Origin of the sequence: Oceanobacillus limi (assembly GCF_900111445.1) — a bacterium.
GTDB classification, from domain to species: Bacteria; Bacillota; Bacilli; order Bacillales; family Amphibacillaceae; genus Ornithinibacillus; species Ornithinibacillus limi.
The window spans coordinates 377,100-391,368 of record NZ_FOHE01000001.1 but is presented as its reverse complement, the minus strand read 5'-3'; the positions used below and the strand labels follow the sequence as shown (position 1 = coordinate 391,368).

The following is a 14,269-nucleotide window of genomic DNA, read 5'->3' as shown; positions in this document are numbered from 1 at the left end:
CATTATAATTCTTTATAAAATAATTTACAAAAAAACTATTGCAATTCCGTTGCAAACGTAATATCATTCATTAAGGATTTTTTAATAAACTAATCGTGAGATAGCATCATAACAGTTTCGTGCAACTTAGGGGGGCATACAAATGAATTGCTGGAAAACAATTGACTTCAAAAAAGAATATGGCTTAAGATGGCTAAGGTTTATTTCTTGGTTTACCGGTCTATTGGCATTCATTTTACTCTATGTTCCAACGACAATTGCACACGGCGGCAACCAAGTAAATGAATTAGGCATATTATATTTAATCATTGCGCTAATTTTGTTACCACCTTTTAATTCTTTAATGCATATTTTACCTTTATTATTATCAAAAAGAAAAGTAAAGTTAATCGATAAACGAAAAAGTCGAATAATCCCATTATTTACTCGGTATCCACGCATGCAACTAACGAAAGTTCACTTTTTAATGGTTGCCTTTGCACCAACCTTTTTTATCACGATACCGGGAATTATACTCAGTTTTCTTGTCCCTGAGTTTTATGTATATATTTTATTGTATACGTCCATTCACATTGGGATCACGTTTATCGACTTCATCTATATTTTCCATATATCAAGAGCTCCTAAACATTCAATTGTGGAAAAAGGAACAGATGGATTCGATATACTCTTGAAAGCACCTCATTAGAACCTGCACAGCAGGTTCTTTTTTGTCTCCACCTATCAGCGGTATAAAAACCTAACCGCAGAATACTTCGCTTTCCGCGGACTGCCTGAGCCTATATAATAAAGAGTGGAGTTCATCCTAGTTTTTGATGAGGATTGTGGTTCCGCTAAATCACAAAAATACCGCCCAAACTAGGTGTATGAGGATCCTCGTTCCTCTATTAGCCATAAATCAGTGTAAATTATACTAAATATAGGTGAATAAAGGAATGAGGATCAACAACCATGCTCCAAATGAATTATATCGGCCATTTAGCGGAATGAGGAACCACTTCGTCATTGATGAGGATTGTGGTTCCGCTAAATCACAAAAATACCGCCCAAACCAGGTGTATGAGGATCCTCGTTCCTCTATTAGCCATAAATCAGTGTAAATTATACTAACTATAGGTGAATAAAGGAATGAGGATCCACAACCATGTTCCAAATGAATGATATCGGCCATTTAGCGGAATGAGGAACCACTTCGTCATTGATGTGGATCGTGGTTCCGCTAATTCACAAAAAACCACCCAAACCAGGTGTATGAGGATCCTCATTCCTCTATCAGCCATAAATCAGTGTAAATCTTACTAAATATAGGTGAATAAAGGAATGAGGAACCATAACCATGTTCCAGACGCTTTATTTCGACCATTTAGCGGAATGAGGTTCCACCTCATTTTTGATGTGGATCGGGGTTCCGCTATTTGGATCCAATGATGGTTAGATGAATTCTGCTTTTTCCCATTGGCGGATTAAGGATTCCACCATCAACTTCATATTTGATTACCAACTTTTTAGTTACGTCACATAATACATCTACTACACAACTAAGATACAATCAACTTGTTACTTTAATGTGAATTGACCACGTTATGAAAAATTGCAGAATAAGAATGCTAATTTACCTGTCAAAAAAATCATCATACCACTATTCACAAATTAAATAATTTGATAAAGTAAGATAGGAAGATCAACATAGTACATTTGTAAAAGGCATATATATTATAAATATTTCTCGATTCACAAAAGGTACTGTTTCATAAAGGAGGGCCATTATGTTTTATATTTTTATTATCTATGCATTAATTATTTTATTCATATTCAATTCGCTTACACATAAATTTTGTACAAAATTGGAAATGAACCAAAACAAACAAGCGAGCGTCTTTCGAGTAATCAATATTATGATGCTAATTCTATTAGTATCCTCCTATGTGAAAGTATTAAATTCCATGATATAAACACCTCTAATATTCCTATTTTTTAATAGGACTATTTTTTTTATGTTAACCTATGTTATATTACTTATTAGGACAAAACTTTTATAAGAAAATGATTAGGAGTGTCATGCATGAAAAAACTAGCAATTGCAGCAACAATTACAGCAAGTGTCTTCACATTAGCTGCTTGTAATTCAGAAGATCCAGAAGTAGTTGTAGAATCAGAAGTTGGAGAAATAACTAAAGAAGAATTCTATAATGAATTAAAAGATCGTGTTGGTGAAGGGTTACTTTATGAGATGGTTATTCTTCAAGTACTTGAAAATAACTATGAAGTAACGGACGATGAAGTAGATGCAAGAGTACAACAAACGAAAGACCAACAAGGCGATAACTTTGAAATGTACTTAAACCAACAGGGGTTACAGAATGAAGAAGAATTCCGTGATCAAACGTATCAAATGTTACTTCAAGAAAAAATGGCATTTGAAGATGTAGAAGTTAGTGATGAAGAAATTGAAGAAGAATACAATCGCATGAAAACGGAAGTGGAAGCAAGCCATATTTTAGTTGAAGATGAAGAAACAGCAAACGATATTAAAAGTCAACTAGACGAAGGAGCTGACTTCGCAGAACTTGCGCAAGAATACTCTACTGATGAAGGATCTGCTGAAGAAGGCGGGAGCGTAGGGTACTTCTCTTCAGGTGAAATGGTTCCAGAATTTGAAGAGACTGCATACGCCCTAGAAGTAGGAGATATCAGTGAACCTGTACAATCTCAATTTGGTTACCACGTTATTAAGGTAACGGACAAGCGTGACAAAGAGGACTTCGCATCCTTAGAAGACATGAAAGAAGATATTCGTCTTGAGTTATCTTATTCAAAGGTTGACCAAACTGCATTCCAAGAGAAAATTAATAAACTAATTGAAGACGCCAATATTGATGTTAAAATTGAAGAATTTGAAAACATCTTTGACGTACAAGAGGCAAGTGCACAAGGTTAAGTATAAACAAGAAAGGCTATCCTTTATAGAGGGTTTTCCCTCTTTAAGGATAGCCTTTTCTTAATTAGATGCTTGCTGTGTCTGTTCATGATCTTGTTGTAATCTTCTTAGCCTATCTTCTTCAATTCGGTCCATGTATACTTTACCTTCTCGCTCAATATATTGCTTTTCCAGTTCCTTTTCTGCTCGCATCGCGCGAAAAGCCATATACCCACTCAGGAAAATAAACAAGACCATCATAAAGACCCACCAAGGAACACCAAAAATCATTCTATTACCTCCTTGTCCAACACGTCTACCACATATATATGAACAAGTAGGACAAATCATTACTGTAGATTGTTATTCTTCTTCAAACAAGGGCTTATAGAACGAGCGATTATCCATTGCAAATAGACGTTCCGTAAATTCTCCTGGTTTTACATTTTCAAGTGAGCGATTCAGCATATTCATTTTCGCATCGATCAAATCAATGAGATGAAGCAATTCTGCCTCTCGAACCATAGGGGGTTTTGGACTTCCCCATTCTGCCTTACCATGGTGGGAAAGAACAAGGTGTTGTAGAATAAGCACTTCTTCCCCTTCAATTTGTAATTCCTTCGCCATATGTCCAATCTCTTCAACCATCATTGGAATATGGCCTAGAAGCTTCCCTTCCATTGTATAGGAGGTAGAAACAACGCCTGATAATTCCTTTAACTTACCTAAATCGTGAAGGATAATTCCTGCGTATAGCAAGTCTCGGTTTACTTGTGGATACAGCTTCGAAATCTCTCTTGCTAAGCCGATCATGCTTACAATGTGATGGGCAAGTCCAGATACATATTCATGATGATTTTTAGAAGCTGCAGGATACGTTAAAAGCGGCTCCTGATATTTTTTTATAAAGGCACGAACCATCCGTTGTAATACTGGATTTTTCATTTCAAATATCGCTTCTGTTAGTTTCTCTGCTAAAACATCACGCTCTACGGGTGCTTTTTCAATAAAGTCAGATACATGAACACCATCTGTTGGTTGGGCTGGACGTATCGAAGTAATCTTCATTTGCGCTTTGCCACGAAATTGATTGATTTCCCCAGTAATCCGTATGATTTGTTCCGCAACAAATAGCTCTTCATCTTCTTTCGTTACATCCCATAGTTTCGCTTCGATTTCTCCGGTAGCATCTCGTAAAATTAGCGTTAAAAAGGGCTTTCCCGTACTAGTAACTCCCCTATTCGCTTCTTTAATAAGTACAAAATCTTCAAATGAATCCCCAATCTGATGGGTGCGTAATCCCTTCTTCACTGCTGTTCCCCCTCTTATTGAAAAAGAGACTGACAGTAAATAGGCTCCATAATTTCATGCCTAATTTATCTTGCCAATCTCTGATCGCTTCATTTATTTTTCATTTTTTGGTATGTATTTAAAAATTTCTCCGGATTCCACAACCCTTATAAATTTCATCAACCAATGATAATAATTCTTCGCGTAATCCAATCTTTCAATATCCGCTTCAATTTTATTTTTTAGTTCCAGACTATCGGTATTTTGATAAATTTTTTCTAATTCTTCAATCGCTTCATTTGCTTCCTCAATATTAGATTCGGTATGCTTTCGCCAACGATTTCCAAATAAAGAAGTAAATGATTTATACCAATCTTCCTCAGATTGATACAAGTCTTTACGGATTCCTCTTTTAAATGTCGGTTCAACCATTTTCATATCAGCTAGTGTGCGTACACCTGTAGACATACTTGTCTTGCTCATTTCTAAAGCATCACGCATATCATCTAAAGTCATTGGCTCTTCTGAAAAAAATAGCGTTCCATATAATCTACCTACTGAAGAGGTAATCCCATATAAGTTCATATTTTTAGCAATTACTTGAACAAATTGTTCAATTGTTTGTTCGTACTTGTCCCAATCTTTTTCATAATTCTCTTCGGGCATGGCAGTCCCTCCGTTTACAATAATTCCTATCATACCTTAGCTTTTTTTATCTGAAAACAGTTTATCACTTATTTTCCATTTATGGAACCGAATTTTATAATAAGATTAAATTCGGAAAAGTTGATTCCCTTATTTCTTTTTTACAGGAAAATAAAATCACTTGTCTAGTTTCAGCAATGATCGCAAGAATTTCCATGACACGTTCTGTTCGTATGGAATCAAAATGAACAAATGCATCATCCATTACAAAAGGTAGGTGATTTTTTTGCGACATAATCTCACCAATTGCTAACCTTAGCGAAACATATAGTTGATCCATTGTCCCTTGAGATAATTCATTTACAGTATATCGGATCTTGTCTTTATTCTCTACTAAAAATAATTTTTCATCGGTTGGTGGATAAACATTAGTATAATTCCCATCAGTTATTTTTTCAAAGTAAAACGCAGTTTGCTCAATAATTTTTGATAAATACGTATTACGATACGAACGCTTTGTATCCATAAGTAACTCTTTTGCAACTTTATAAACTGCCCATTCTCTTGCCATTTCCTTCAGATGCTCTTTCTCATTTTCGTATTGGTGTACTATTTTCGAATAACCCTCCGAAGATTCCATTTTCTTTAGATCTGTATTTAAATCCGCTAGATCCTGTCTCCAAGCTTGTAACTGGTTTTCCATTTCGGAAACTGTTTCTTCGGTTTGCTCTATTTCTGCCTCAATTTGGCTTTGGGTTGGCTTTTCATCAACCATAAGTTCCCATTCTTCTGAAGAAAAAATAGAAGTATATTGTGACACAATTTTTTCACAAGCCGCTTCCAATTCTTCTTTTTGTTTCAACTGATTCCCTTGCTTATAGTACGCTTCCTCACTACTTACCTTTGCGGTTTTATATAAGGCGTTCATTTCATTATTATATGCAGCTATTTTTTTCTGTATATTTTCTTGCTGATCTATATTCTCTTCCAAAGATTTCTTCACATGCTTTAGAGAACGTTCCATTTCGTGAACTCGATCAAGTTCTTCTTGAATGATTTGTACCTGCATTTCAACAGAACTCGGAAACTGGCTCACGTTTATCGTTTGGAGAAAATCCTTCACCTTTGTTGCATATTGATCCGCCCTGCTACTAGCTATCTGATACGATTTTTCAAGTGTTCCTTTTTCTTGATGTAAGGCAACCAGCTTTTTCACCGCATGAAAAATATCAGACCAATAGGATACATCCATTTGCTGTAAAAATGGATAATGTCTTTTTTGTTCCTGAATTTTCTCCGATAACCGTTTCTCTTTCTCACTTTTTACCGTTTGCTTTTCATCGAGTTGAATAAACTGTAAATCGATTGACTTTAGTTGTTCTTTGAGGGCGCTACATTCTTTTCGTATCTCCTCATCCATTGATAATAGTCGATTAGCTTCCCCTATTTCACTTTCTGTTAGATCTTCATTCGAGGAAATCCGGTTCGTCTCTAATACGAATTTTTCTAATTTCACGATTGATTGTTTCCCTAAGACCCATTGGCCAACTCCAAATAGGGCAAGGAGAACAGCTAAATTTAAAAAGATAAAAGAATCCATTAAGATACCCATCACAGCAACTATTCCTGTAAAGAAGAGAGATCCTAGTAAAAGGGTTATCGTTCTTCGTTTGGTTCTTTGTTTCGTTTTCGTCCAGTTTTCTAGTTTTTTTTGATCTTCCTGTTGCAACCTTTCGAGTAATTGATGCTCCTTATAATCATTGATTTTTTTTCGAAGAGATTGTTCATACTCTCTGTCCAAGAGTTGTTTTTCTAAATCATGGTACTCAGTTTCTATAAATGATTGTTTATTCAATAGTAATTGTTTCTCTTCATGAATTTGCTCATCTTCTAGCATGAGTTTTTGTTGCTCTTGTTTTAACTCATTCCAAATCTTTTCCAAATGGAATGGCAGCTTCAATTCTTCTATTTCCGTTGGTGATAGTTCCAAATTCAATTCTGCTAATGATGAAACAATTTGGTCCTCTTTTCGGTTTATTTCAACTTTCAATCGGTTACGTTCATTATTTATTTCTTTGTATGTATCAAAATCCCGTAAAATATCACTTGCTTCTACAACGTATTGTTTTGCGTTTAGTGATTCTTCTAGTTTTTGTAGTTGCTCCCGGTGTTTATCTTCGTTTAGCTTTAAGATAGACATTTCACTTTGTAGTGGAATTATTTTTTCTTTTAATGCATGATGCCTCTCTATACCATCCTCTGGAAAAGAGATGTGTTCCGAAAGGGTGGACAGCTGGGTCACATATTTATGATATTCATATACAGATGGGATCGCCTGTCGCTTTTTTTCTAGATGAATGACCGATTCTTTGCTTTTTTTCATTCTTTGTAACAGGTCTTCGATTAAACCATTTAATTCTTGTTGTCTTGTTTTCTTTTGACGATACGTAGCTTCATCTTCTTTTAACTGTTTTAACGTCCTCTGCTGACTTTCTAAGCTCCTAATTTGCTGATTAATTGCTGGCTTCTTTCCATATGGCTTAAATAATCCAGTTAGTTGGGAGTCTAATTGCTTTTCAATGGAGTGAATATGAGTAGCCCCACTTAAACCAATTCCTAATAACACTTCTCCCATGTCTTCTGCTTTCATGGTTTGAATTGTCGCTAAATCTTGAGAGGAAAATGAGAATATACCGTGATAAGCTTCCCTTGACATCCCACCCAGTCGTTCTTGAAGCCAATCTTCTCCATGTTCTTCTCCATCGTTCGTAAAACAGACTGCAGCACCATTTCTGTTTTCATCCATTCGTTCTATTGTGAATTCACCATATTGAGGATCTGAAACCGTTAACCTTCCTCCCATTTTACTACTTGTTTTCGGACGATAATAAGCTCGCTTCTTTGGAGGCAAGCCGAAAAGCATAAACAATATAAATTGGTATAAGGATGATTTCCCCGCTTCATTTTCGCCATATAAAACCATGAAGTTTTGCTTCGATAAATCAAAATCATAATCTACCCATTTCGCAAAACCATCGATACGACCATGTAAAATCTTCAATGCATTCACCTCATTTCTCTAAAAGCTCATGAATTAATAACTCATATGCTTCATTTTTAATTTCTTCTATTTCTTCGTCTGCAAGAAATTCAATATGTTTCCTTGCTTCTTTATGTTGGAATAATTCATCTAAGTAAGGTAGAATACCAGCATTTCTAGTTCGCTCCGCTAACTCTCCGATAAAATATTCCCCTTCATGTGATTGCAAAGCAGCTTTATCCGATGTTTTTACGCGATAGCGATAAATATACCTCCAATTGGGTGACTCTATTATTTTTTCATTAATGATTTCTATTAAATCTGCTAAACGATTTCCTTTCTTCCATTCTAGCAGTTTATCAGCCTTGCTTTTTATTGTAAGATGAATTAGTTGTGGAATCTCCGTTTGGTGAAATTCCTGTTTTAAACAACTACGGATCACACCTTCTAACTCATGTATTTCCTCACACTCAAATGCATCTACTACTATGGAACAAAACTCGATAGATTGTAGTGGAATGAATTCCATCGTATGTCCCAATTCCGACAGCTTTACATAGTAACATCCCTTTTTCCCTGCCTCTTTTCGGCTACGTCCTTGTATATTCCCTGGATAAACTACCGGTGGGTCATCTTTAATTACCTGCCGTTGATGAATATGTCCTAATGCCCAATAAGAAAAGGGTTCATGGTCGAAATCACTTCGTTGAAATGGTGCATAGTTATCATGCTCAGTATCATTTTCTATACTTCCATGAAGCATTGCGATATGAAACGGAATTTCAGAATTCATCACCTTATATTGAGGAACTTTCCTGTCCGTAACAGCACGGTTTTCATAGCTGAAACCGTATATCTTTGCAAGCTCCTCTCCATCTCTTCCATATGTAAACTGCTGGACTTCTTCACTTGGAAAAATAAACACATTTGGTGGGTACATTATTGGGTGTCTATTCCCTTTTATATAATCGTGATTACCATATGAAAGATAAACCTTAATATCATGCGCTTCTAATTGTTGAAAAGCATCTCGTAATTTAACCTGTGCCTTTAAACTTTGGACTTCGTGATCAAATAGATCTCCTACTAGAAGAACAAAATCAACCTGCTTTTGAATGGCTTCTATTACCAACTTGTCTAGTGCTGAAAATGTACTGTTACGCACATCTTGAAAAACACGCTCTGGAAGGTTGGCGAGTCCCTTAAAAGGACTGTCTAAATGTAGGTCAGCTGCATGAATAAATGACACTTCTTTTGCCATAAACCGTCACTCCAATTACTTTCTGATATAGCTATTCTACCAAAAACCAAAACCGAATGCACGTTCGTTACAATATAGGTTATCTGTGCTTGGATCACCACTAAAACAATTCATTAACTTGTAAGACAAATAGGAAGTGTTTGAAATTACGATACTGGCAATTGCATCTTCATTCACAGTTGATCTATTATGCGACGTAACAAATTCTAAAAGAATTTGGGATATTATTATCACCGCTACGGAAATACATTACGCTTTCCGCGGGCTCGCGCTGAGCCTCCTCGCTCGCGGGCCAACAGGATGTTGGTCACGAAGGCGTTGCCACAGGACGTGGCGATCCTAGCCTTTGTTCCTTATCCCTGTGGGGTCTCAACGTCTTCGCTTTCCCGCAGGAGTCTCCATGTATTTCCTACGCTAGTATGGTTGCAGTTTTTTTGTACTTCAACTCAATTGTCATGAAACACTGGTTTAAAAAAGAGTTATATTTCTGTGAAGATCAAGATCACAACACCAGCGGAGACAGAATACGTAGACTGTGGGAACAGCACGAGTCCGAAGATCCCGGAAGAAGCGTTTTTTGCTTCTGAGGACAAGGAAGGCTTCGTCAGCAATACATCGCACGCAGAAAATTGGTTTTTATTTTCAAGGAAGCTGAGGCCGTGCCCACGGAAAGCGGAGTATTCTATCGTAGCGGTATTCTTACACTACTTTGAATATGAGTGGATGAGCAAATTATATAAGTTGCGTCGCATTACATTCAAACTCAGCAGAAAATCCGAATACATCTCAAAAGAAAAATCCGAACGTATTTAATCCATTTTCCAATTAGGAAATGATCAAATTATCGTTCGGATATCAGCAGGCTAACACATTGGTCTCAGCCTATTATTTTTCTTTTTTCGTTAGCTCGATTGCTTTTTTCATGTCTTTTAAAGAGCTTGAACGACCATACATTAATACGCCACCTTTATACACGCGTGCTCCTATTAATGCCAATATTATAATCGTTCCTATTAAAAGCCCTAAGGAAATTGCAACTTCCCAAAAAGCAATATCTAGCATACCTACGCGTAAGAACATTAACATTGGTGTAAAAAACGGAATAAATGACGTTACGGTAACTATCGTAGATTCCGGCATATTTAAACCAAACATAGCTAGTAGAAAAGCAGCAACAACTAATAATGTCATTGGTGTAATTAACTGATTAACATCTTCTACCCTACTTACTAAGGAACCTAGCATTGCAGCCAATGTCGCATATAATAGATACCCTAAAAGGAAGAAAATGACGCCATAAATATAAACCGATAGAGACGTATCCTGGAGCCCAAAGTATTCAAATATCCCTCCCGTTAATTCCTCTTGCTTCGCCTGTATGACACTATAACCAACAACTACAAATAAAATGATTTGCGTAAGGCCTAGTAAGGCAATACCGGAAATTTTAGCAAACATATGTGTAACTGGAGAAGCACTCGAAACTAAGATCTCCATCACACGTGAAGATTTCTCAGTAGCTACATCTGTCGCTATCATTGTTCCATACATTAGTACAGCAATGTATAGCACAAATAACATAACATATACAATCCCACGTGCCTGACTTAGCTCTTCATCTGTTTTTGCACTTTCATCAAGTGCGATTTTTTGAAATGTCACAGGACTATATATATCGGTTATCGTTTCCTGATCAATACCTGCTGCTGTTGTAGCCAAAGCAACCTTTACTTGTTGTAGTTGTTGTTCCAAGACCGTTAGTGTAGATGATTCTGTAATATTATTGGAATAGTATGTTGCTTCAGGTAACTGTTCTTCATTTATTTCTAGCACCATAAGAGCTTGATAGACATCATCTTGTACATCTTCCTTCACATTCTCTTCTGATTCTTCAACAGCAACCAGCTCTATATCATCATTTGTGCTTGAGACATTTGCTTGTAATGCTTCAAACAATTCACCAGATTCATCGATTACTGCAATTTGATTTTTGTCTTCACCGGAAAAGGTATCAACAATTGTTTGAAAGTTAGCCATACCAACTATAAATAACAATATTATTGCCGTACTTATATAAAACGATTTTGTTTTTAATCTTGTCATATACGTATGCGCTAAAATAATCCAAAACTTATTCATATGCCGCACCTACTTTCTCAATGAAAATATCATTTAACGATGGTTCTTCGAGATCAAATTTTCGAACAAAACCTTTATTCTGTAAAGATGAAAAAACCTTTTGGGATACATCTTCATTTTCAATTTGTAATTCACAGCCTTCAGAAATCTTTTTAAATCGAACTACACCAGTAATATCTTGTAAAAATTCTAATGGCATATCTGCATGTACGATTAAATTCTTTTTCCCAAAGGATCGCTTAATATCACGCAAAGAACCTTGAACAACTTGTTTACCTTTATGCAAAATACACAGATGCTCGCATAATTCTTCTACATGTTCCATTCGATGAGAAGAAAAGACAATGGAGGTACCTTGATTTTTTAAATCTACGACTGCTTCCTTTAACATTTCTACATTGATCGGATCTAACCCGGAAAAAGGCTCATCTAATATGAGTAATTTCGGCTTATGAATAACAGCGGAAATAAATTGAATCTTTTGCTGGTTCCCTTTGGATAATTCTTCTACTCGCTTATTCATATATTCTGGAACTTTAAATCGGTCCAACCAGTATTCAATTTCTGTTAGAATATCTTGCTTTTCCATTCCTCGTAATTTTCCTAAATAGACTAGCTGATCTCTTACTTTTAGTTTCGGATAAAGACCTCTTTCTTCTGGTAGGTAGCCAATTAAATGACTTTTATCATAATTAATCTTCTCCCCGTTCCAAGAAATTTCCCCATCCGTACGATCCAAAAGACCCAGAATCATCCGAAATGTTGTAGTTTTACCTGCTCCATTTCCTCCTAAAAACCCAAACATTTCGCTTTCAGGAATTTCTAGCGATAAACGATCTACCGCTAAATTTGGGCCAAATTTTTTCGTTACATTTCTAAGCATTAACGTCATGGTAGTTCCCCCTTCATTCATTGGAATTATAATAAGCACTAGCTATTGCAAAAATCATGCAGTGAAGTATATATAATATAGTTAGCAAGAAAAAGCTAAACGATATCCCATCAAACATAATGACAATTGGCCAAGCTATTAACATAACAACTAACATAACATCCCACGTTTTCCCTTTTGCTTGATTGTTAACTTGATAATACCGTTCATCATATCGATGGTTTTTCTTTCCGATTCTGCGCTGGATAAAAAACAGGGTAATTAAAAATACATAATTACCAAGTAAAATGAGTATGACACTTGGGTTTTGTAAGAAATCCTCACTCAAGATTTTCGTCCCCCTCAAATATAAATAAGTCTTCTATGGAACAATCAAAAAGTTGCGCGAGCTTATGTGCAAGAATTAAAGATGGTTTGTATTTTCCTTTTTCTAGGGAAATAATCGTTTGTCTAGAAACCTTTAATACCTTTGATAATTCTTCCTGTGTCATATTTTTTTCATTACGCTTTTCTCGAATGAACGTTTTCATATGATCTCCCACTTTTATAGTAAAGTTAACTTTACGTAAAGCTTACATGACAATTTCACTCGTGTCAAGTTGACTTTACAAAACTATTTTTTTTAATAATAATAAGTACATCATTTCAGTACTTTTAAAAAGAAGGATTTTTCCCTTTTCTATCGAATAGTGTTATAGAAGAATAACGTCAAGGAGGGCATCGTATGACACGAACATACGTATTAACGGTTTTTGATAAATCAGGTGGAAAATTAATGGACGAATCGTTCACCGCGGCTAATGATCAGGAGGCAAAAGAGGTAGGAACAGCAAAGTTATCGGAAAGTGGATACAATGAGCATACACATCGCTGTGTATCACCCGAAGCAAAATTAGTATTATTTCATCGTTAGTTGCACAAGTCCACTTATTCGCGAACTGGGACTGCCTAATTTCCGTACAAAAGTTTTCATGTTAATTTTGGAGCTTGATAAAACTCGTCTTCAGCCAAAATGAACCAACAACTAGGCAAAGAGATAATTTTGTGGAATTTAATATTCAATAAAAATGCGATACTTCTGGCAGTATCGCATTTCGTTTTCATAAAAACTTTTGGCCCATACTAGCCATTGTTCTCTAATTTTATCTTCCGTTTTCTTAATAAGACCAGAAAAAATTCCTTCTCATCTATTCTCCTGTAAATTGTGGAGTTCTTTTTTCGAGAAACGCATGAACTCCTTCCTTATGATCTGCTGTATTTCGTAAGTCCCATTGCGATTTTTTTCCTCTTTTAAGTAAAAGTCTAATGTATTTACATTTTTGGAATGATACATTTGCTTTGTTTTCAACATAGCAATAGTTGGAGTCGTAAGTAATTTTTGACCAAGTCTAGTTGCTTCTTCTACGACACTCTTATTTGTAAGTATATCAACAAGTCCCATACTTTTTGCTACTTGACCTTGCACTTGCTTCATTCCCCAAATAAACTGTTTCGCACGTTGAGCACCTAAACGCTGTTCTAACCAAAAATGCCCTCCACCATCTGGTGCCAATCCAACACCAAGAAATAGCATTCCAAACTTAGATTCATTTTGGCCGATAACATAATCTGCTGTTAGAGCTAGACTCAGTCCCAAACCAGCAGCAGATCCTTGAACAGCTGAAATAACAATTTTATTCAATACGTATAGTTTTCGTACAATCAACCCAATTGTATCCATAATCTCCCCAAATACATCCTGGTTACTGAATTCTTTCATCATACTGATATCCCCACCAGCACAAAATGCATTTCCATTTCCAGACAAAATTACGATTCGATCATGGTTATTTTCAACTTTTTCAATGACCTCTAATAAATCCTCTAGCATTTTTTTGTCTAAGGCATTGTAGCGTTCTGGTCGATTTAATCGAATATATGAGATTCCATCTTCACTTTCAAATTGTACGGTTGTCATGAGTTCATTCCCCTCTCTTTTACTATTTAATTCGCTATTTTTTGTAAAATTCCTTTATTTTCACGTTGAAAATTAAATGCTTTAAAATTTGGTAAGATGTGTTTTGTAATTGAATTGTACATTACTAA

The 14,269-nt window shown here is 35.8% G+C and carries 15 protein-coding genes; 5 read left to right on the top strand and 10 right to left on the bottom strand.

Features of this window, described 5'->3' with window-relative positions:
* The first annotated feature begins 142 nt into the window (after nt 1–142).
* The 3 genes from BMX40_RS02155 (at nt 143) to BMX40_RS02145 (ending at nt 2,938) form a co-directional block, all read left to right on the top strand.
* The gene (locus BMX40_RS02155; RefSeq protein WP_090866360.1) at nt 143–688 is read left to right on the top strand and encodes a DUF3267 domain-containing protein; all 546 of its coding nucleotides are present in this window, start codon (nt 143–145) and stop codon (nt 686–688) included.
* Nucleotides 689–1,766: 1,078 nt separating this feature from the next.
* A complete protein-coding gene (locus tag BMX40_RS02150; RefSeq protein WP_090866357.1) occupies nt 1,767–1,952 on the top strand; it encodes a hypothetical protein in 186 nt (61 codons plus the stop codon).
* Between the two features lie 110 nt (nt 1,953–2,062).
* Nucleotides 2,063–2,938: a peptidylprolyl isomerase gene (locus BMX40_RS02145; protein WP_090866355.1), complete on the top strand. Its 876-nt coding sequence runs from the start codon at nt 2,063–2,065 to the stop codon at nt 2,936–2,938.
* 60 nt (nt 2,939–2,998) lie between these two features.
* Here BMX40_RS02145 and BMX40_RS02140 read toward each other — a convergent pair whose 3' ends face one another.
* The 5 genes from BMX40_RS02140 to BMX40_RS02120 all read right to left on the bottom strand — a co-directional run bounded on the left by BMX40_RS02140 (nt 2,999) and on the right by BMX40_RS02120 (nt 9,153).
* Nucleotides 2,999–3,208, bottom strand: coding sequence for a sporulation YhaL family protein (locus BMX40_RS02140; RefSeq protein WP_090866353.1), 210 nt, complete (start codon nt 3,206–3,208; stop codon nt 2,999–3,001).
* A 72-nt stretch (nt 3,209–3,280) separates the two neighbouring features.
* Nucleotides 3,281–4,228 carry a 3'-5' exoribonuclease YhaM gene (gene yhaM / locus BMX40_RS02135; RefSeq protein WP_090866350.1) on the bottom strand — a complete coding sequence of 316 codons (948 nt, stop codon included), beginning with the start codon at nt 4,226–4,228 and terminating at the stop codon, nt 3,281–3,283.
* 93 nt (nt 4,229–4,321) lie between these two features.
* Entirely contained in the window at nt 4,322–4,873 is a 552-nt protein-coding gene (locus tag BMX40_RS02130; RefSeq protein WP_090866348.1) for a GbsR/MarR family transcriptional regulator, read from the bottom strand.
* A gap of 94 nt (nt 4,874–4,967) precedes the next feature.
* The gene (locus BMX40_RS02125; RefSeq protein ID WP_139177899.1) at nt 4,968–7,913 is read right to left on the bottom strand and encodes an ATP-binding protein; all 2,946 of its coding nucleotides are present in this window, start codon (nt 7,911–7,913) and stop codon (nt 4,968–4,970) included.
* Between the two features lie 10 nt (nt 7,914–7,923).
* A complete protein-coding gene (locus BMX40_RS02120; RefSeq protein WP_090866344.1) occupies nt 7,924–9,153 on the bottom strand; it encodes a metallophosphoesterase family protein in 1,230 nt (409 codons plus the stop codon).
* A 489-nt stretch (nt 9,154–9,642) separates the two neighbouring features.
* Between BMX40_RS02120 and BMX40_RS19915 the strand changes: the two genes are divergently transcribed.
* The gene (locus BMX40_RS19915) at nt 9,643–9,966 is read left to right on the top strand and encodes a hypothetical protein (RefSeq protein ID WP_139177898.1); all 324 of its coding nucleotides are present in this window, start codon (nt 9,643–9,645) and stop codon (nt 9,964–9,966) included.
* Between the two features lie 72 nt (nt 9,967–10,038).
* Here BMX40_RS19915 and BMX40_RS02115 read toward each other — a convergent pair whose 3' ends face one another.
* Genes BMX40_RS02115 through BMX40_RS02100 form a run of 4 tightly spaced genes read right to left on the bottom strand, consistent with a single transcriptional unit; the run spans nt 10,039 to nt 12,714 of the window.
* Complete coding sequence (locus BMX40_RS02115; RefSeq protein WP_090866343.1) at nt 10,039–11,292, bottom strand: ABC transporter permease; 1,254 nt, start codon at nt 11,290–11,292, stop codon at nt 10,039–10,041.
* On the bottom strand, nt 11,285–12,184 hold the full coding sequence (locus BMX40_RS02110) for an ABC transporter ATP-binding protein (RefSeq protein WP_090866341.1): 900 nt from the start codon (nt 12,182–12,184) through the stop codon (nt 11,285–11,287). The genes BMX40_RS02115 and BMX40_RS02110 overlap by 8 nt, the downstream gene beginning before the upstream one ends.
* 13 nt (nt 12,185–12,197) lie before the next feature.
* Nucleotides 12,198–12,512, bottom strand: a complete 315-nt coding sequence (locus BMX40_RS02105) for a DUF2178 domain-containing protein (protein WP_170840641.1) — start codon at nt 12,510–12,512, stop codon at nt 12,198–12,200.
* Nucleotides 12,505–12,714 (bottom strand): helix-turn-helix transcriptional regulator, encoded by a 210-nt coding sequence (locus BMX40_RS02100; RefSeq protein ID WP_090866337.1) that lies wholly within the window; start codon nt 12,712–12,714, stop codon nt 12,505–12,507. Before BMX40_RS02100 ends, BMX40_RS02105 begins: the two co-directional genes overlap by 8 nt.
* A 194-nt stretch (nt 12,715–12,908) precedes the next feature.
* Between BMX40_RS02100 and BMX40_RS02095 the strand changes: the two genes are divergently transcribed.
* Entirely contained in the window at nt 12,909–13,097 is a 189-nt protein-coding gene (locus BMX40_RS02095; protein ID WP_090866335.1) for a YhzD family protein, read from the top strand.
* A 270-nt stretch (nt 13,098–13,367) separates the two neighbouring features.
* Here the strand turns inward: BMX40_RS02095 and BMX40_RS02090 are convergent, their stop codons facing one another.
* On the bottom strand, nt 13,368–14,141 hold the full coding sequence (locus tag BMX40_RS02090; protein ID WP_244513314.1) for an enoyl-CoA hydratase-related protein: 774 nt from the start codon (nt 14,139–14,141) through the stop codon (nt 13,368–13,370).
* Nucleotides 14,142–14,269 lie beyond the last annotated feature (128 nt).